Consider the following 20334-nt stretch of genomic DNA (forward strand, 5'->3'; position numbering starts at 1 on the left):
GATGACTACTTATAACGGCGCTAAATATGTAGAAGAACAATTAAACAGTCTTGAAAATCAAACTTTTCAGAATTGGGATTTGTATATTAGTGATGATGGTTCAAGCGATCAAACGCTTCAAATTTTAGAAAAACATATGGCTCAAGATGATCGTATAAAGAAGATCTTACATCATTCTGATCATCATGGTGCATTTAATAATTTCTATAATGTAATGAGATATGTTAAATCACTTCCTAATGAGAACTATCAATACTTTTTTTATTGTGATCAAGATGATATTTGGATTAATGAAAAAATGGCAATTGAAATCGAACGTTTAGCTGATGAAGCACAACCTTCTCTTTGCTATTCAGATCTTGAATTTATGACTGCTGAAGGTAAAGACACAAAAACAAAGATGTCAGAATCAACTAATATTGATGTCACGGGAAATCCATACAATCTTTTCTTTAGTTATCGCTATATTTGGGGAACTACAATGGCTCACAATCGGCAATTGTGGGAACAAGTCTATGTAGATGAAAATACTGAAAAATATAATATGTCTCATGATAATTATATTGGTAAATACGCTGCCATGACTGGGAAAATTAAATTTATTGATCGTCCTCTTGTTCTATATCGGCGAACTGGAAATAATGTTTCTGGAACACCAGGGAACTACGGTAAACTAGGTATGCTAAAAAGATTATTTACTAAGTTACCACAAATAGTAAATCAACATGCAGCAGTATACTGGGATGACTTGTACTTTATAGAGACACTTAGTAAGCAGAATGATTTTAGTACGGAGCTACAAACAGCATTGAATAATGGTGGAATAAAGTCTTTGCAATTTTTAAAAAAATATGAAATTAAGACTTCTAATAGTGTAATCAGCAATGCTTCAATAAAAACTATATTGCTATTTAAATTATATAAATATACAAAGACTTTTAAACGGAAAATGTCGTTTCAGAATTAAGTGAAGACATTAACAATTTCAGTTGCAGCTTATAATGTAGAAAAAACGTTAGATAAAACATTAGAGTCATTCAATGATGCTCGAGTTTATAATGATTTAGAAGTATTAATTGTTGATGATGGTTCTAAAGATAATACAAAATTGGTAGCTCAAAAATATGAAAAAATTGCTCCACAAACGTTTAAATATGTAGAAAAAGAAAATGGGGGACATGGTTCTACAATTAATAAAGGAATTTCATTAGCGACAGGTAAGTATTTTAAGGTTATTGACGGTGATGATTGGGTAGATACAGATGCGTTAATTAAATTTATTGATGAATTAAAGCATTTAGATTCCGATATGGTTTTAACAAATCATGTTGAGGTATATCCAAATCGTACCAATAAAGTTTGCTTAGTTAAAGGAATGGAAGCAAATAAAGAATATACTTGGAATAACGACTTCGATATCAAACGAGTAGTTCTTCACACTTTAACTGTTAAAACAGAGTTATTGAAAAAAAATAATGTTCATATAACTGAAAATTGTTTTTACGTTGATGTGGAATATGTGGTTTGGGCAACCTATGTTTCTCAAACAATTACATATTTAAATCTTTATTTATATATGTACCGATTAGGTAGCAGTGATCAAAGTGTTAATAAAAATAATATGTTGAAGAATGTGGGAATGCAAGAAAAAGTTTCATATCAGTTAGTACGGCTCTATGACAGATTTACAAATAATGGTATGAAACCAAACCAAGACAGTACTATTTTTAATACATTTAAGCGATCCATTGGAAGTACAATGAGAACATATCTTTTGTTAAAAACAAAGGTAGCTAAAAACAAAATAACTATATTTGACCAGAATATTCATAATATTTCTGAAGTAAGCTATCAACGATTAAATGATGATCGGTTTATTCACTTAATTAGATCAAATAATTATGCACTGCTCCCCTTTACAAAAATTCTATATCGACTTTGGGTGTTAAAATATGGTTATTAAATGAAAACTATTTATAATATTGTATATGCTACTGACGATACATTTGCTCCAGTCTTAGGAACTTCTTTGTTATCGTTATTAAGAAATAATAAGGAAGCTGAAAAAATAAATTTTTTTATTTTGGATAGTGGGATTAGCAAAGAAAATAAACTTAGAATAGAAAAAATTTGTGATAATTTTGTTAATGCATCCCTGAATTGGATCAAAATAGAATCAATATCTAAAAAAATGGGAATTGATGTAAAAAATGATAGAGGATCATTTAGTCAATACTCTAGATTATTCATTGGGGACGTTTTGGATAATTCAGTAGAAAGAGTGTTGTATTTAGACTGTGATACATTAATTCTTTCCTCACTGAAAGATCTTTGGAATATTGACCTTGAAGGAAATATAATTGCAGCATTAAAAGACGCATTTAGCAAGTACTATCGTAAAAATATTAATCTTGTAAATGATGATTTAATGTTTAATTCTGGAGTAATGCTTATCGATTTAAAAGCGTGGAGAGATAATAAAATTAAAGAAAAGGTAATTTCTTTTATAAGACAGCGCCATGGAAAAGTACAACAGGGGGATCAAGGAGTTCTTAATTCAGTGTTAAGTAACAAAACGTATGCCCTTGATCCTAGGTATAATCTCGTTTCTATTTTCTATGATTTAAATTATAGAGAAATAAAATTATATCGATCACCAGTTAATTTCTATTCAGAAAAGATAATAGCAAAAGCTAAAGAAAATCCAGTAATATTACATTTTACTAGTAGTTTTTACTCAATTCGGCCATGGTTTAAAAATAGCAATCACCAGTGTAAAAAAATATGGTTGAAGTTTTATCAAGAAACTCCATGGAAAAATCAACCTCTGCAAATAGAAATGAGTAAAAAGAAAAAATTAATTAATATTCTTTTTGAGTATGGATTAAAAGATACCGTTTTATTGGGTGCAGGAGTCTTTCAGAAATATGTAAGGCCATTAAAAAATAGATTTAATTAAATGGAAACATTTAAGAATATTATTGTTACCGGGGGAGCCGGTTTTATTGGCTCCAACTTTGTTCACTATGTTGTTAACCATCATCCGGAAGTTGAACACATTACGGTTTTAGATAAACTGACTTATGCTGGTAATCCGGCCAATCTTGATGGCTTGCCAAAGGATAAAGTTGAACTTGTAGTCGGGGATATTTGTGATAAAGACTTAGTTGATAAGTTGGTAAGCAATGCTGATGCCGTTGTGCATTATGCGGCGGAAAGTCACAATGACAACTCCTTGATTGATCCCACCCCATTTATCCAAACTAACATTGTGGGTACTTCAGTTTTAATCAATGCTTGTCGCAAGTATGACGTCCGTTACCACCATATTTCAACTGATGAAGTATATGGTGATTTACCATTGCGTGAAGACTTACCCGGTCATGGTGAAGGAAAAGGAGAAAAGTTTACTCCAGAATCACCATACCGGCCATCCAGTCCTTATTCCTCATCAAAGGCTAGCTCTGATTTGTTAGTGCGGGCTTGGGTTCGGTCATTTGGCTTACGGGCAACGATTTCCAATTGTTCTAACAATTATGGTCCTTACCAACACATTGAAAAGTTCATTCCTCGTCAGATTACTAATATCTTGAGCGGCATTCGCCCTAAGCTTTACGGTTCAGGCAAGAATGTGCGGGACTGGATTCACACCAATGATCATTCACGGGCGGTTTGGGATATTTTGACCAAGGGGAAGATTGGTGAAACTTACCTGATCGGAGCCGATGGTGAAAAGAACAACAAGGAAGTTCTGGAAATGATCTTAGAGTTAATGGGCCAACCTAAAGATGCTTATGACCATGTTAAAGATCGTCCTGGACACGATTTGCGTTATGCCATTGATGCCACGAAGCTCCGGACTGAACTCGGTTGGGAGCCCAAATTTACTGACTTTAAGACCGGTTTACAACACACGATTGATTGGTATACGGAACACCAAGATTGGTGGAAAGATGAAAAAGCCGCGGTTGAAGCAAAATATGCGAAAAACGGTCAATAAATGGGAAAATTAAACGTTCAGACAACGAAATTACAAGACGTTAAAATTATTACACCAGCAGTTTTCGGTGATCACCGGGGCTTCTTTGAAGAAACATACTCTGATCGGGACTTTAAGAACGCTGGCATTGATTTTAACTTTATTCAAGATAACCAGTCGCTTTCAACGCAGGCAGGTGTTCTTCGTGGCTTACACTTCCAACGGGGGAAGGCAGCGCAAACAAAATTAATCCGGGTCGTTACCGGTGCCGTTCTGGATGTGATTGTTGATTTACGAAAAGGTTCACCAACATACAAGCAATGGGAAGGTTATATCTTATCGGCAAGTAATCACCGTCAACTCCTGGTTCCGCGGGGCTTTGCGCATGGCTTCTTGACCTTAACTGATAATGTTAACTTTGTTTACAAGTGCGATAACTATTACGATGCAGAAGCTGATGGGGGAATTTCCTTTAAGACGCCGGAATTAAACATTGACTGGCCAATTGAATTTGATAAGGCCATTACTTCCGAAAAGGATGCCGCACAACCAACCTTAACTGAATTTGAAAAAGATAACCCATTTGTTTATGGTGAAATTTAAGTGAAAGGAATAATTTTAGCCGGTGGATCAGGGACTCGTCTGTACCCAATTACGCGTGGTATTTCGAAACAATTGATTCCGGTTTATGATAAGCCGATGATTTATTATCCCTTATCGACTTTGATGTTGGCTGGTATTAGAGACATTCTGGTGATTTCAACGCCCGAATATATGCCACTATTTCAAGACTTACTAGGAGATGGTACTAATTTAGGACTGAGCTTCTCTTATAAGGTTCAAGAAAAGCCCAATGGACTTGCCGAAGCTTTTATTCTCGGGGAAGACTTTATCGGTGATGATAGTGTCTGCTTGATCCTAGGTGACAACATTTATTATGGCGCTGGTTTGTCTGAATTGGTTCAATCTGCAGCACAAAAAACTGATGGCGCCACGGTCTTTGGCTACCATGTCAATGATCCAGAGCGTTTTGGCGTGGTCGACTTTGATGACCAGATGCATGCCTTATCGATTGAAGAAAAGCCGGCTCATCCTAAGAGTAATTATGCGGTGACTGGTCTTTACTTCTACGATAATCAAGTAGTTGATATTGCTAAAAATATCAAGCCATCAGATCGCGGCGAACTTGAAATTACTGATGTTAACAAGGAATACCTGCGTCAAGGCAAACTTGACGTCAAGTTAATGGGGCGTGGTTATGCCTGGTTAGATACCGGCACGCATGATTCAATGCTCGAAGCAGCCAACTTCATCGCCACGATTGAAAAACGGCAAAACTTAAAGGTGGCTTCTTTAGAAGAAATTGCTTATCGGATGGGTTACATTAATAAAGACCAATTAGTTGAACTTGCTCAACCATTAAAGAAAAATGACTATGGTCAATATTTATTACGGTTAGTACAACAGAACTAGTTGTTAGAAAGTAAGGCTGTCTCGCTCAATAAAGAGCAAATTAAATCACGCTTTATGTATCACAGTATTAAACGGATCTTTGACTTTATGGCAGCTATATGCGGGGTTATAATTTTAAGTCCTGTAATGCTTGTTATCGCAATTTTAATTAAGGTTGAGGATCATGGTCCCGTTTTTTACAAACAAGTACGAGTAGGGAAAAACGGAAAGAAATTTAAAATGTACAAATTTAGGTCGATGTTTGTAAATGCCGATAAAATGTTATCTAAGCTAAAAGAACAGAATGACGTTGAAGGTCCAATGTTTAAAATGAAAGATGATCCACGGATAACTAAAGTGGGGCATTTTATTCGTAAGCATAGTTTAGATGAATTACCGCAGTTTTTAAATGTAATCAAAGGTGATATGAGCTTAGTTGGGCCTCGACCACCGCTACCATCTGAAGTGGCAGAATACAGTGATTATGATAAACAACGGTTGTATGTTACTCCTGGATGTACAGGATTATGGCAAGCAACCGAACGAAATGAAGTTGGCTTTAGTGAAATGGTTCAATTAGATATTCAATATATTCAGCGTGCTAGTTTTATGTTTGACTTATGGATTATCTGGAAAACTGTTGAAATAATAATTAAACCAAATGGATCTTATTAGATGTCATTATTTCATCGAACACAACAACAATCAACAGATACCATGGATAATGGGGCCAAATTGATTACCGTTGCTCATCCGAAGAGCCCAATTTCCGAACAGTTTCGGACGATTCGGACCAATATTAATTTTATGGCGATTGATAAGCCGATTAAGACCTTAGCCATGACTTCCGCCAATGTAAGTGAAGGGAAGTCAACAGTGACGGATAATGTTGCTGTAGTTTGGGCACAGACTGGTCAAAAGGTATTGTTAATCGATTCTGATTTGCGGCGACCAACCCTTCATGCAACTTTTAACAAGAGTAATCAACACGGGTTAACAACGATCCTAACTAGTGGTACTAATTCCGTTGATTTACGCGAAATTATCCAACCTAGTGGGGTTGATAACCTTGATATCTTAACCGCCGGTCCGATTCCACCTAATCCCGCGGAATTATTAAACTCACAACGAATGAAAACATTACTGGATACAGTTAAAGGTATTTACGATATGGTCATCGTGGATGTGCCACCAATGTTAGAAGTTACTGATACGCAAATCCTTTCACGTCACCTAGATGCGGTTATCTTAGTTGTAAAGCAGGGACAAACCCAAAAATTAGCCGTTAAACGGGCAGTTGAATTATTAAACTTAGCACACGCTAATTTGTTAGGTTATGTAATGAATGATGTCAATTCTGAAGGCGATGCGGCTTATGGATATGGTTATGGCTACGGTTATGGCTACGGTTATGGAGAAGATGCAGGTAAATAAGTGAATAGTTCACAACAAACAGCGAATAATACAATTGATCTGCATCGGTTAATGATGCTCTGTCGTAAACATATTAAGATGTTAATTATCTGGACATTACTGGCCGGAGTACTGGGGTATGTCGTCGCCCAGTTCGTCGTGGTACCAAAGTATACAGCGACAACCGAAATCTTAGTTAACCAAAAGCATGAAAATAACGATAACGGTCAGGCCTATAATAATCAGCAAGCGGATATCCAAATGATTAATACCTATAAGGATATCATTACGAACCAAGTGATTTTGAGTAAGGCTAGTAAGCAACTGAAAAATCCAGTTCGTGTTATCAAGCCTGCTCAACCAGCAGAATATCGGCGTAATGCGGATGGTACGCGTCGACTAATTAAAGAAGCCCAACCGGCGGTTGTTGAACGTGGCGGCAAGAGCTATAACCTCTCAAGTGATGAATTAAAAAAGGCCATTAGTGTTTCAACTCAGCAAAATTCACAAGTGTTTTCACTTCAAGTTAAAACTGATGATCCGCAAGAATCGGCAGTGGTTGCTAATACCGTTGCTAATGTCTTTAAGCAACAAATCAAGAAGATCATGAGTGTTAACAATGTGACAATTGTTTCCCGGGCAAGCACACCAGATGAACCATCGTTCCCGAATAAGAAGTTATTCGCCTTAGCTGGTGCTGTATTAGGTTTGATCCTCAGTTTCTTATACATCCTAATCGGCGACTTAATGGATACTAGTGTGCACGATGATGATTACCTTACTAATGAAGTTGGCTTAACTAATCTGGGCCATGTGAACCATATTGAGATGAGTCGGGACTTTAAAATTAATAATCAAGAAAGTCGGCGCCAAAACAACGGTAATCGACGGGTCTAAATGTCAGACGAAAATAATCGACCCTTGAATAATAATAATGATGATGGTATGCAACGACAGGAACATCACCATCATCACCATAGACATCATCGGCGACACCGGGGATGGAAGATCTTCTGGTCAGTTGTGGGGATATTAGTCCTCGTAGCCCTGTTCTTTGCGGGGATGGCATGGCACAACCTAAAATCAACGACTGATGATATGTATAGTAGTGCGGGTGCTACCAAGTCACGGGATGCGCAAAAGGTGCTTGACCAAAAGAAACCCGTTTCAATCCTCCTGTTAGGAACTGATACTGGGGCGCTTGGTCGGGACTATAAGGGTCGGACGGATACGATCATGGTAATGACCTTAAATCCAAAGACAAAGACCACTACGATTGTTAGTCTTCCCCGGGATATGAAGGTTAACTTACCAGATTATCCGCAATATTCACCAGCAAAGATCAATGCTGCTTATACTTATGGGGGAGTCAAGGAATCGATTAATACAATCCAAGACCACTTCAATATCCCAATTGACTACTATGTGTTAGTTAACATGGGTGGTTTGGAAAAGGCAATCAACCAAGTCGGTGGGGTTGATGTCAAGTCCCCATTGACGTTTGATTATGAAGGCTATCACTTTGAAAAGGGTGAGACCTACCATATGAACGGAAAAAAAGCCCTTCAATTCAGTCGGATGCGATACGACGATCCTGATGGCGACTATGGCCGACAACAACGACAACGGTTAGTAATTATGGCCTTGCTTAAGAAGTCCGTTTCATATAAGACAGTCCTTAACCGATCATTCTTACGGTCAGTATCTGATAACTCACAAACTGATCTAACCTTCAATGATATGATGCGGTTAGCGCAAAGCTATCGTGATACAAACGAACACATCGTTCAAGATCATGCGCAAGGACGAGGTCAAAATGAAGATGGTCAAGCCTTTGAGGTGGTGCCGACGAGTGAGCAACAACGGATCACCAACTTGTTACAAAATAGTCTAAAAAATTAAATGGATGACTTCGCTAACCGAGTTTCCACGCAGATTGTTGAACCCGAAAAAGATGCTAGTATGTCAAAGCTGATAAAGTATAATGAGAAGCTTAATGAATATATGTAATTGATTGCCAAACTCAACCACCATTTGAGTGACCGGCAGATTGCAGATGAGTACAGTGTCAGCCGGGCAGCCGTTTCGCAATGGCGGCGCGGAGTAATTACCCGTGCCCACCAGCTTCGTGCTAAAATGAAAGGAGAGTTTTGAGTGGAAAAACATGAAATCGACCATCAAGCTAAGTGGCTCCATATTAAATATGATGGCGAAGATCGTGATGATGAGTGCGTTAATGAGCTTAGCATTTATCAGAACGCTGACGAGCCTGAGCTGCAAATGCTGGTGTCAAATATTGATTTTGATAATATCAGCCATGATAATACTTTTACACTGACAAAAGAGGATGCGAAGATATTGATTGAGTATTTAAAAGATTGGATTAACTAAATGAAAATGAAAACACCGGTTCAGATGACTGATGATTTGGCACGCTTTATTAAGGAAAACCGGGAAGACGCGGCTTATCCTCATGAATCACTCTATGTTGATTTGTTAGAACAGTGGAAAGTTTTAAGTCGTTATCAGTTAGAATACGCTGATAAGGAAAGTAAACGCCTTTATAATGCCTACTGGAACTCCATGGCACGGTGGTATGAGGTTTTTAATAACGAACGGAACCACTTATTAGAGCCAACTGCTGTGCCAAGCGAGGATTTAATGGACTTCTATGCTGGTTTGATTGAAGACCTCATGGATCACGTCCTTGATTTGGTACCACCATCGCCCCATTCGACGATTATTAAATTAACTGACTTCCGGGTTTTGTTGAGTAACGAGTTACAAAAAATTACCCAACTTGACCTCGAGATTCAAGGTCCGATTGACTTTGCGATGATCATGGATTATTGGAAGATGTTGGGTGAAAGTTTTGATCGGGAAAAGATCAAGTAATTGAGTGAACAACAATATATCATGGCGATTGACCAGGGAACGACGAGCTCACGGGCGATTATCTTTGACCATGACGGAAATAAGGTTGCGATCAGCCAACAGGAATTTCCTCAATACTTCCCGCAGCCAGGGTGGGTTGAACATGATCCCCTGGAGATTTGGGATAGCGTTCAGTCGGTGATTTCAAACGTAATGATTAAGTCCCAGATCAAGCCCTATAAGATTGCGGCGATTGGGATTACTAACCAACGGGAAACGACGGTTATTTGGGATCGCCATACCGGGAAGCCGATTTATAACGCAATTGTCTGGCAATCAAAGCAAACGAGCGATATTGCCGAACAATTGATTAAAGATGGTTATAAGGATATGATCCACAAGAAGACTGGCTTAGTGATTGATTCATATTTTGCGGCCACCAAGATCAAGTGGATTCTTGACCATGTCCCTGGTGCCCGAGAAAAAGCGGCGAAGGGTGACTTAATGTTCGGGACCATCGATACTTGGTTACTATGGAAATTATCAGGACGGCGGGTCCACGCAACGGATGTGACTAACGCTAGCCGGACGATGCTTTTTAATATCCATACCCTCGAGTGGGATCAAGATATCCTTGATTTGCTTGAGATTCCGCAGTCGCTTCTGCCAGTAGTAAAGCCAAGTTCAGCAATCTACGGTTATACCGGTGATTACCACTTCTATGGTGTCCAGATTCCAATTGCCGGGATTGCGGGTGACCAGCAAGCAGCTCTCTTTGGTCAAGCAGCCTATGATAAAGGTTCAATCAAGAACACCTATGGGACTGGAGCCTTCATCGTCATGAATACGGGACTAAAACCCACGCTTTCGGATAACGGCTTGTTGACGACGATTGCGTACGGTCTGGACGGACAAACTCATTACGCGCTTGAAGGGAGTATCTTTGTGGCCGGTTCTGCCGTTCAATGGTTGCGGGATGGCCTTAAGATGTTTAATAAGGCAAGCGAGTCCGAACAAATGGCTGTCGATGCCAAGACAACAGGCGGCGTTTATGTTGTCCCCGCCTTTACGGGATTGGGCGCACCGTACTGGGATCAGGAAGTGCGGGGCGCAATGTTTGGTCTTACCCGGGGAACTGAGCGGGGACATATCATTCGCGCGACCTTGGAAGCAATCGCCTACCAGACCAAAGATGTTGTCGATACGATGGTTAAGGATACCCAGTTACCATTAACAGCACTGACGGTTAATGGGGGAGCATCACGGAACAACTTTATGATGCAGTTCCAGGCCGATATTTTACAAACGCCAATTAAGCGGGCAGCAATGGAAGAAACAACCGCCCTGGGAGCAGCCTTCCTCGCTGGATTGGCCGTTGATTTCTGGGAAGACCAGGATGAGTTACGAAAGCTATCACGGATTGGCGACCAGTTTGATCCGCAGATGGATCCACAAGAGGCAACTGACTTGTATCGGGGATGGCAACGGGCCATTGCAGCTGCGCAGTTTTATGGGAAAGATTAAATGCCATTAGTTCATATTGACTTGATTGAAGGCCGGACCGATGAGCAGTTAAAGGCTCTCGTAAAGGATGTTACAGCAGCAATTTCAAAGGATGCCAACGTTCCTGCCGAACGGGTGCATATCGTGTTGAATGAGATGCGCAAAGACCGCTATAGTGTAGCTGGTAAGATGGTCAGCGACAAGTAAATGCAACAATTATCACTGTTAATCGTTATGTTAGCGGCGTTAATTATTCCTATTATTATGGCGCGGTTTAAGGTTTCCTCAATTCCGACCGCCATTGCTGAGATTATCACGGGGATTATTCTGGGAAAAAGTTTCTTAAATATCGTTAACCCCAACTGGACCCTCAATATGATGTCGTCGATGGGGGTTATTATGTTAATGTTTTTGTCCGGGATGGAGATCAATTTTGACCTGTTCCGCAAAACGCCCGGGAAAAAGCGTGATAGTAAGTCGCCGGTAATTATGGCTTCACAGGCATTTGGCCTCATTGTTATTTCTTCATTTGTGATTGCCTTAATTATTAGCAGTTTGCACTTATTTAGCGATATTTTGTTAGCAACAATTATTTTTTCAACCGTCGCCCTCGGAGTTGTTATCGCGACGTTAAAGGAAAAGGATATTTTACAAAAGCCAGTGGGGCAGACCCTACTACTGACGGCGGTCTTAGGGGAAGTGGTCCCGATGCTTGCATTGACCTTCTATGCATCCATTAATGGGGGTAATGCCAAGCGCTTGGGCTTAATTGTCTTCCTTTTCTTGGCAGCTTTTTTCCTCTTGCGGCGGTTTAAGCAACCGTTTATTTGGTTTAATAAAATTTCCAAATCAACCACTCAACTTGATATTCGGTTAGCTTTCTTCTTGATCTTTGCCTTAGTAACAATCGCCGAAACGGTGGGAGCAGAAAATATCCTGGGAGCCTTCCTAGCCGGGATGGTCATGAAACTGCTTGAACCAAGTGAAGCAACTGAAGACCGGTTAAACTCAATTGGTTATGGTTTCCTGATTCCGTTCTTCTTTATCATGACGGGTGACCGCCTTGACTTGAAGAATTTATTTGCTAACCACCAAGCGCTAGCCCTGATTCCGATTTTGGTCATCGGCTTTTTACTTGCTAAATTGCCAACCATGTTTATTTATCGGCGGCGTTTTAAGCCCCGTAATTCATTTGCCGGCAGCTTTTTAGTAGCGACAACGATTACCTTGGTATTACCAACCTTGCAAGTTGCGCGGAATTTGCATGTAATTACTGGTGCGCAATCGGATGCCTTTACATTGGCCGCCGTGATTATCTGTATCATTGCGCCAATCGTCTTCAATTCAATGTATAAGCTTGAAAAATCTGATTTGATCAAGCAAAAGGTTAATTTTATCGGAACCAACACCTTAACTGTTCCAATTTCTCAACAATTATATAAGAACTGGTATGACGTACGGATGGTTACGGACAATGAAAATAACTTCAAGACCTATAATAGTCAGGTGAAGCATTTAGAGTATCTCCCGACTCTTGACGCGGAGACCCTGGAGCAGGGAGGCTACTTTGATTGTGATATTGTTGTTGTTGGGTTCTTAAATGATCATAAGTCAGCGCGTTTAGCTCAGATCGCCAAAGAGCATGGGGTAAAACGGGTTATTGCCAGTCAAAATAATCCCCGTCTTGATCCCAAAGATGTTAGTGCTCTTCGGGAAAAAGGGATTGAGATCTTTAATAGTTTCAATGTTCAAAGCAGTGTCCTGCGGGCCTTGATTGAATCACCATTGATCTTGCGGATGCTGACCGATACTGAAGCCGGACTATACGAAGCAACCGTCCTTAATTCACGTTATACTGGACGTGAACTGCATACATTGCCATTTGTTAATGATATTACGATTAGTCGGATTTTCCGGAAGCGCAAGCCAATCGATCCGCATGGTGATACGATTATCGAGTATGGTGATCATATCCTCTTTACGGGGGACCGGAAAGCAGCCGAAGAGGTTCGTGAAGCCTTGCGCGGCGTTAATTAAATGGGGAATAAATTAACTGCATGTACAAGTATATTAATTGGAAAGGATGCTAGTATCGACGGCACGATCATGATTGGTCGAAATGAAGATGCTAAGGCTGCCTGGCCCAAGCACATGGTTGTTCACCAGCGTGGCGAAATGCCCAACCACTTCATCTCTAAGGATACCCGTTTAGAGATTGACTTGCCAGAAGAAAGCGCTCGGTATACGGCTACTCCCGAATGGACAGATAAAGATGGTTTATTTGAAGAAGACGGGATTAATGAATATGATGTGGCAATGAGCGCAACCGAAAGTGCTTATTCTAATCCCCTCGTCTTGGGCTATGATCCGCTAGTTGAAAATGGGTTAAATGAAGAAGCGATGATCACCGTGGTGCTACCATATGTTAAGACGGCACGTGAAGGAGTCCAACGCCTTGGTAACTTGATCGCGAAGTACGGAACCGGCGAAACAAACGGGGTACTTTTCGCCGATAATGATGAAGCATGGTACTTCGAAACCGGAGCAGGTCACTACTGGGTTGCGCAACGGATTCCGGATGATTCATACGCGGTGGTCGCCAACCAACTGGCAATTCAAGAAATTGACTTTAATGATACGAATAATTTCATGTTCCATCCCGGAATTCAAGAATTTGTTGAGAAGCATGACTTAAACCCTGATCCATCGACTTTCAATTTCCGTAAAATCTTCGGGACAGCTGACCGGTCAGATGCGATTTACTCTGAACCGCGGGTATGGGTTGGTCATCAAATGTTTAGCCCCCGGCAAGCAACGGACGAGACACCGGAATCCACTGAATTGCCATTTATCATGAAACCGGATCATAAGTTATCGATTTTTGATGCCCAGAACTATCTCAGTAACCACTATGAGGGAACCGAATTCGATCCCCTTGGTCACAGTGAACATGCCCATAAGTACCGGCCAATCAGTTTAGCTAAGACCCAAGAGTCACATATTTTACAGATGAACCGACCGGGTGCTAATATTCACTGGTTAGCAATGGGGGTCGCTGCCGAAAGTACCTATGTGCCATTCTTCAACGGCATTACCGATACGCCTGCCCCGTACAAGCGTGGGAAGCTACCGGCTCAGCTCAACTCTGCTTACTGGATTTTCAAGCATGCCAGTGTGCTAGTTGACAGCCACCTACACGATTTTCTTCCATTATTACGGGATGTTCAGAAGGAACGAAACGCCGCGGCCATTAAGATGATTGCGGAAACTGATCGTCGCCTCCCAAGCCTCAAAGGAGAAGCACGAGCAACCTTCTTAACGCGGCAAAGTGACGACTATGCGACCGATACTTTGAATGCTTATAAGAAGTTAAGCCTTGAATTGATTACCAGGATGACTGATTATTGTGAATTAAACTTTAATACAGATGAGAATCTGTAAATGGCAGAACAACATTTATATGATTTAATCATCGTTGGTGCTGGACCAGCGGGATTATCTGCTGGTTTATATGCTGGACGCGCAACCTTGGATACGTTGATTTTAGAAGGAGATGCTGTCGGCGGTCAGGTAACAACGACCTCGGTGGTTTATAATTATCCAGCTGTCGAAAAAGTCGACGGTACTCAATTGATGAACCAGATGCAAAGCCAGGTCGCTAGCTTTGGGGTTGAAATTCAACATGATGCGGTTGAAAAGTTTGATCTTACTGGTGAAGTTAAGACATTGATTGGCAAGAGTGGTCAAAAATATACTGCCCGAAGCGTAATTATTGCGACTGGTGCTAACCCTAAAAAAGTTGGTTTTCCCGGTGAAAATGAATTCCGTGGACGGGGAATTGCTTATTGCTCAACTTGTGATGGCGAACTTTTTACCGGTCTTCAAGTCTTTGTCGTTGGTGGCGGATATGCGGCCGCTGAAGAAGCTGACTATTTGAGCCGCTTTGCCAAGCACGTTACTGTTTTAGTTCGTGGCGATCATTTTACATGTCCTGTATTGACGGCTAAGCGTGCCTTGGATAATCCTAAAGTTAGTGTGGAATACAATACTGAGGTAAAGGAAGTTAGTGGGGATGATTACCTTACTACTGCTACCTTGGTTAATAATAAGACTGGCGAAGAGACGGTTTACCATGTCGATGATGGTGACCAGACATTTGGGATGTTCATTTATATTGGTACGCAACCAGCAACGAAAGCATTAGCTAATATCCTTGATTTGGATGATCGGGGCTATATCATGACGGATGAAAATGGTAAGACAAACATCGATGGCGTTTACGCTGCTGGGGATGTTATCCATAAAAATCTTCGCCAGATCGTGACAGCTGCATCCGATGGGGCGGTTGCTTCTACTGCTGCAGAACGATACATTATTTTGCAAAAGGAAAAGCAAGGTATCCCGATTCATGCAGAAACTAATAAAAAGCCTGCTAAGACCGTGGGACAGACAAGCGAACTTAGTCAACAAGAAAACACCACGCCGCATGAAGGAAACTGGCTGCCAGCTGAGATTGACCAACAGTTACAACCAATCTTTGCCCGTTTGACTAAGGATATTAAACTCCAAGTGTTAACCAATGGGACAGAGCTTAGCAATCAGTTAGTTAGCTTTGTTGAAGAATTTGCTTCACTTGATAAGCACCTGCAGATGGAGACTAAACCGGCGCCAGCGGACGTAAAGTACTTACCACAATTGCGCTTGCTTGATGCGGATGGTAATGATACTGGCTTACATTATGCGGGGATTCCAACTGGTCACGAATTAAACTCCTTAGTTCTAGGTGTCTACAACGTTGCCGGTCCTGGACAAACAATTGCACCAGAAATGGTAGGACGAATTAAGAAACTTGCGCCGACTAAGATTCGGATTGGCGTTTCCTTAACTTGTCATTTCTGTCCTGATGTTGTTGCGGCTTGTCAACGGATGGCTTCTCTCAACACGGGAATTACTGCTACAATGATTGATCTACAACACTTCCCAGAATTACGGAAAGAAAAGAAGATCATGAGTGTTCCAGCGGCGATGATTGATGATGACCCGGTTATTTTTGGAAGTCAATCATTGGAAGAACTAGTTACGGCAGTTGAAAAACATCATCAAAATTAAATGAACTTTTTAGGACATGAAATTGAAGATTTTAAGGTAAATGCTTATCATGACGGTGAAACAACCGAAGTATCCAAGAAGGATGTTTTAGGTAAGTGGAGTATTTTCTTCTTCTACCCAGCTGACTTCTCATTTGTTTGTCCAACTGAATTGGAAGCTTTACAAGATAAGTACGAAGACTTCAAGAAAGCAAACGCTGAGATTTACTCTGTTTCTGAGGATACCGAATTTGTCCACAAGGCATGGGCTCAGGCTTCTGACAAGATTGGCAAGATCAAATATCCAATGCTTGCTGACCCAGCTGGTAAGTTAGCCCGGATGTTCGATGTTCTTGACGAAGACGCTGGTCAAGCATACCGGGGAGTCTTCATTGTTGATCCTGATGGTATTATCCAATCCTACACAATTAATAATATGGGAATTGGTCGGAGTGCTGATGAGATCTTACGGACACTTCAAGCTGCTCAATTTGTTCGTGAACATGGTGACCGGGTCTGCCCAGCGAACTGGAAGCCAGGCCAAGATTCAATTAAGCCAAGTCTTGATCTAGTTGGTAAGCTTTAAATGTATCAAAGTGTTAAAGATTTAGTGCGAACTGCAGAAATTCAGCAAAAAGCATTGTCCGAACTAGTGATTGAGGCAGAATGTCATGAATCTGGTAGCAATCGAAAAGAAGTTTGGCAACGGATGCGATCAAACTTACTGACGATGCGAGCCGCAATTAAACAAGGTGAAAATGAGCTGGGAGTTCGGTCAAAAACTGGTTTAACTGGAGGCGAAGCGATTAAGCTGAAAAAATATCGTGCAAAAGGAAAGACCCTCTCTGGTGATGTTATGATGGCTGCCGTGGAAAATGCGATCGCAACTAACGAGGTTAACGCAGCAATGGGAGTCATCTGCGCAACCCCGACTGCCGGTTCATCCGGGACTCTTCCTGGCGCTCTTTTTATGTTAGAACAACGATTAGGCCTTAGTGAAGATCAGATGATTCGCTTCTTATTTACTGCTGGTGGGTTGGGCTTAATTATTGCCAATCATGCGGGAATTGCTGGCGCGACAGGCGGCTGCCAAGAAGAAGTTGGTTCAGCATCGGCAATGGCTGCCGCGGCGGCTGTTGAAGCAGCGGGTGGTAGTCCAGAACAAAGCAGTCAAGCATTGGCAATTGCTCTTAGTAACTTGTTAGGCTTGGTATGTGACCCGATTGCCGGTTTGGTAGAAATCCCTTGTGTTAAAAGAAATGCGATTGGAGCTGGAAACGCGTTAATTGCAGCTGATATGGCACTCGCTGGTTGTACGAGTATGATTCCGGCCGATGAATGTATTTCTGCTCTTGATAAGGTTGGCCGGTCAATGTCAGTTGATTTACGGGAAACAGGCCTCGGTGGACTGGCTGGAACCCCAACTGGACAGGCGATTAAGACGAAAATCTTCGGCAAGGAAATTTGAATGAAAAATAACTATAAAAGTGTTTTTGACATTATTGGACCAGTAATGATTGGTCCTTCTAGTTCGCATACTGCAGGGGCGGTCAAGATTGGTCGAGTCGCAAATAAACTTTTTGGCACGGTTCCACCTAAAGTAACCGTTCACTATTATGGATCTTTTGCTCGGACGCATCGTGGTCATGGAACAGACTATGCAATTGCGGCGGGATTGCTAGGATTTGCGCCAGACGATTCACGAGTTCCATCGGCGCCAATGATTGCTCGCCAAGGAGGAATGGACCTTCGCTTTGTTGAAGAAGAGGGTGAAAGCCCGATTCACCATCCTAACACAGCCATCCTTCAAATGACTGGTGATAAGACGAGGGTAACGGTTGCTGGTTGTTCGATCGGTGGCGGGATAATTGAAATTAGGGCTATTAGCCTTGATGGTGTTGATATTTTACCAGCGGGTCCCTTACCAATTGTTATCTTTCGCGATTATAGTAAACAGATGGCCAATGCACTGGCGATCAATACTGATTTGGAAGAAAAAGCACCATTTACCCGGCGACAAGTATTACGGGCAGATGATTGTGATATTTATGTTTACGATATTAAAAAACCGATGCAGCCAGCGACGATTGCTTATTTTGAAAAGAAGTACCCGGCTGCAATTTGTCTTTAGATGAACGAAGCTGCTCAGCAACGGGCAGCCCGGGCTAAAAAGGCAATGGCAGCCCGAAAAGAGGCTGAAAAAGAGCGGCAAAAGCGGGAGGCAATTCTCGCCAAGCAAAAAGCACTTGCTGAAAAGGCTGCCAAAGAAGATCGAAAAGCAGAAAAGAAACCGAAGAAAAAATCTGGTGGTCATTGCGGCTTCTGGTCATTTCTTGACTTTCATAAAAAGAAAAAGTAAATGAACGAAAAAGTAGTTTTTGATCAACTAAGTAAAGATGTAGCTGATCAAGTACGTGTAAGGCAAACATATAAATACTTTAATGGGACTGATCGTTCTAAGGGTCTTTATGATGAAGCCATTAGAATGGGGGAGGATGTCCTTCAAGAGCATAAAGAGGGATATAATGAACCACAAGCAATGGTCGACCTTGTTGATCAAGCGATTTATAATTCGCGAAAAGCATTAAATGGTCAGCAAACGGATAAGCATTCGTTGAAGATGCAGTTATCACGAGCAGGTCAGTTCTTACGGAGCCAGGAGTTTGCTGGTTTACCTATTAAGACACAACAATACTGGGAACGTGAGATTACGGCAGCCCGTAATATTGAAGTGGCTTCAAATACTGATCAAGCCTTAGCCAATAAGACAGCTATTAAGGTGGCAACAATGTTTGATACAATGGAACAGATGCGGCACAATTAAATGAACAAGGTCATTAAAGGGATCAAACTTCGCTTGTACCCTAACCAATCCCAACGGGATCAGTTATGGCAAATGTTTGGTAATGACCGCTTCGTTTGGAACCAAATGCTCAGTATGGCTAAGGAGCGTTACCAAAACAATCCCAGTAGCCACTTCGTCAATGAGTATGGTATGAACTACCTCTTGAAACAGCTCAAGCGTGAATATCCCTTTCTCAAGGAAAGTGATTCCACCAGTTTCCTAGTGGTGAACCATAATCTTACCGAGGCCTTTAAACGATTGTTTAAGCACCAAGGTGGCTATCCCCGCTTTAAGAGCCGCCATGTGGCCTATCAGGCCTACACTGGCCGATCAACGTGCAAGGTACTTGCCAAGCGGCGGTTACAATTACCAAAACTCGGAAGTATACGCACGAGTAAAACGACTCTTATTGGTGAGGCCAAAATTAAGCGTTATACGGTCAGTTATGACCCGACGGGTCGTTACTACCTCTCCCTGCAAGTTGAAACAACCGTTGAACGGTTACCGAAAACGGGGCAAATGGTCGGGCTTGATGTAGGCCTGGCCGACCTTGCGATTAGTTCTGATGGTGTCAAGTACGGTACCTTCAACGCTAAATTGTTAGAACATCAAGTAACGAAGTGGCAAAGTAAATTCAGCAAGCGGCGCCACCGGGCAACCGTTGCCGTTCGCCAATGGAATCACAACCACCAAGATACCAAGTTAGCACTCAATGATTATCAGAACTGGCAACGCGCCCGACTTGTTAAAGCCCATTATCAACAACGAATTGCCAACAAGCGCAAGGATTACCTCCACAAGCTAACGACGGCTCTAGTTAAGCAGTACGACGTGATTGTTATTGAGGATTTGAAAGCCAAGAATCTCCAAAAGAATCACCACTTAGCGAAGTCGATCGCTAACGCTAGTTGGTATCAGTTCCGGACGATGCTGGAATACAAGTGTGCTTGGTATGGCAAACAACTAGTCTTGGTGAAACCAAACTATACCAGTCAAATCTGTTCGCATTGTGGCTTTAACAGTGGCAAGAAGCCACTTGAAGTTCGCGAATGGACTTGTCCAAAGTGTGGCGTTCACCACGACCGAGATGTTAATGCGGCAGTTAACATCTTGCAAAAAGGATTAAAAGCCGTTGGCTAGATGAATTGCCCCCTTTTTTACGCCCGACGGGCGTATATGGG

At 41.4% G+C, this 20334-nt stretch carries 24 protein-coding genes; all 24 read left to right on the top strand.

Annotation, left to right across the window (positions count from 1 at the left end):
• Position 1: 1 nt before the first annotated feature.
• The 24 genes from HHK02_RS05630 to HHK02_RS05750 all read left to right on the top strand — a co-directional run bounded on the left by HHK02_RS05630 (position 2) and on the right by HHK02_RS05750 (position 20293).
• Positions 2 to 967, top strand: a complete 966-nt coding sequence (locus tag HHK02_RS05630) for a glycosyltransferase (RefSeq protein WP_231124909.1) — start codon at positions 2 to 4, stop codon at positions 965 to 967.
• The gene (locus tag HHK02_RS05635) at positions 968 to 1963 is read left to right on the top strand and encodes a glycosyltransferase family 2 protein (RefSeq protein WP_181462861.1); all 996 of its coding nucleotides are present in this window, start codon (positions 968 to 970) and stop codon (positions 1961 to 1963) included.
• Complete coding sequence (locus HHK02_RS05640) at positions 1964 to 2959, top strand: glycosyltransferase family 8 protein (protein WP_181462862.1); 996 nt, start codon at positions 1964 to 1966, stop codon at positions 2957 to 2959.
• Positions 2960 to 4000: a dTDP-glucose 4,6-dehydratase gene (gene rfbB, locus HHK02_RS05645; protein WP_181462863.1), complete on the top strand. Its 1041-nt coding sequence runs from the start codon at positions 2960 to 2962 to the stop codon at positions 3998 to 4000.
• Positions 4001 to 4582, top strand: coding sequence for a dTDP-4-dehydrorhamnose 3,5-epimerase (rfbC, locus tag HHK02_RS05650; protein ID WP_016496657.1), 582 nt, complete (start codon positions 4001 to 4003; stop codon positions 4580 to 4582).
• On the top strand, positions 4583 to 5452 hold the full coding sequence (rfbA, locus tag HHK02_RS05655) for a glucose-1-phosphate thymidylyltransferase RfbA (protein ID WP_181462864.1): 870 nt from the start codon (positions 4583 to 4585) through the stop codon (positions 5450 to 5452).
• Positions 5453 to 5506: 54 nt separating this feature from the next.
• Positions 5507 to 6106 carry a sugar transferase gene (locus HHK02_RS05660; protein ID WP_231124917.1) on the top strand — a complete coding sequence of 200 codons (600 nt, stop codon included), beginning with the start codon at positions 5507 to 5509 and terminating at the stop codon, positions 6104 to 6106.
• Positions 6107 to 6865, top strand: a complete 759-nt coding sequence (locus tag HHK02_RS05665) for a CpsD/CapB family tyrosine-protein kinase (RefSeq protein WP_181462866.1) — start codon at positions 6107 to 6109, stop codon at positions 6863 to 6865.
• Positions 6866 to 7741 carry a YveK family protein gene (locus tag HHK02_RS05670; RefSeq protein WP_181462867.1) on the top strand — a complete coding sequence of 292 codons (876 nt, stop codon included), beginning with the start codon at positions 6866 to 6868 and terminating at the stop codon, positions 7739 to 7741.
• Positions 7742 to 8746, top strand: a complete 1005-nt coding sequence (locus tag HHK02_RS05675; protein WP_181462868.1) for an LCP family protein — start codon at positions 7742 to 7744, stop codon at positions 8744 to 8746.
• A gap of 108 nt (positions 8747 to 8854) precedes the next feature.
• Entirely contained in the window at positions 8855 to 8998 is a 144-nt protein-coding gene (locus HHK02_RS05685) for a hypothetical protein (RefSeq protein WP_003671596.1), read from the top strand.
• Positions 8999 to 9235, top strand: a complete 237-nt coding sequence (locus HHK02_RS05690; protein WP_181462869.1) for a hypothetical protein — start codon at positions 8999 to 9001, stop codon at positions 9233 to 9235.
• Entirely contained in the window at positions 9236 to 9739 is a 504-nt protein-coding gene (locus HHK02_RS05695; RefSeq protein WP_181462870.1) for a hypothetical protein, read from the top strand. It abuts the gene before it with no gap.
• Positions 9740 to 11242, top strand: coding sequence for a glycerol kinase GlpK (glpK, locus tag HHK02_RS05700; RefSeq protein ID WP_181462871.1), 1503 nt, complete (start codon positions 9740 to 9742; stop codon positions 11240 to 11242). It begins immediately after the preceding gene.
• On the top strand, positions 11243 to 11428 hold the full coding sequence (locus tag HHK02_RS05705) for a 2-hydroxymuconate tautomerase (RefSeq protein WP_003663508.1): 186 nt from the start codon (positions 11243 to 11245) through the stop codon (positions 11426 to 11428).
• On the top strand, positions 11429 to 13258 hold the full coding sequence (locus HHK02_RS05710) for a cation:proton antiporter family protein (RefSeq protein WP_181462872.1): 1830 nt from the start codon (positions 11429 to 11431) through the stop codon (positions 13256 to 13258).
• The gene (locus tag HHK02_RS05715) at positions 13259 to 14662 is read left to right on the top strand and encodes a C69 family dipeptidase (RefSeq protein WP_181462873.1); all 1404 of its coding nucleotides are present in this window, start codon (positions 13259 to 13261) and stop codon (positions 14660 to 14662) included.
• Positions 14663 to 16330 carry an FAD-dependent oxidoreductase gene (locus HHK02_RS05720; protein WP_181462874.1) on the top strand — a complete coding sequence of 556 codons (1668 nt, stop codon included), beginning with the start codon at positions 14663 to 14665 and terminating at the stop codon, positions 16328 to 16330.
• Positions 16331 to 16894 carry an alkyl hydroperoxide reductase subunit C gene (ahpC, locus tag HHK02_RS05725; protein WP_109913769.1) on the top strand — a complete coding sequence of 188 codons (564 nt, stop codon included), beginning with the start codon at positions 16331 to 16333 and terminating at the stop codon, positions 16892 to 16894.
• Positions 16895 to 17776, top strand: a complete 882-nt coding sequence (sdaAA, locus tag HHK02_RS05730; RefSeq protein WP_078010088.1) for an L-serine ammonia-lyase, iron-sulfur-dependent, subunit alpha — start codon at positions 16895 to 16897, stop codon at positions 17774 to 17776.
• The gene (locus HHK02_RS05735) at positions 17777 to 18439 is read left to right on the top strand and encodes a serine dehydratase beta chain (protein ID WP_085719963.1); all 663 of its coding nucleotides are present in this window, start codon (positions 17777 to 17779) and stop codon (positions 18437 to 18439) included.
• Positions 18440 to 18667 carry a hypothetical protein gene (locus tag HHK02_RS05740; RefSeq protein WP_181462875.1) on the top strand — a complete coding sequence of 76 codons (228 nt, stop codon included), beginning with the start codon at positions 18440 to 18442 and terminating at the stop codon, positions 18665 to 18667.
• The gene (locus tag HHK02_RS05745; RefSeq protein ID WP_087215316.1) at positions 18668 to 19132 is read left to right on the top strand and encodes a hypothetical protein; all 465 of its coding nucleotides are present in this window, start codon (positions 18668 to 18670) and stop codon (positions 19130 to 19132) included.
• Positions 19133 to 20293 carry an RNA-guided endonuclease TnpB family protein gene (locus HHK02_RS05750; protein WP_086118402.1) on the top strand — a complete coding sequence of 387 codons (1161 nt, stop codon included), beginning with the start codon at positions 19133 to 19135 and terminating at the stop codon, positions 20291 to 20293. It abuts the gene before it with no gap.
• Positions 20294 to 20334 lie beyond the last annotated feature (41 nt).

The organism is Limosilactobacillus reuteri, assembly GCF_013694365.1.
Taxonomy (GTDB): Bacteria; Bacillota; Bacilli; order Lactobacillales; family Lactobacillaceae; genus Limosilactobacillus; species Limosilactobacillus reuteri_E.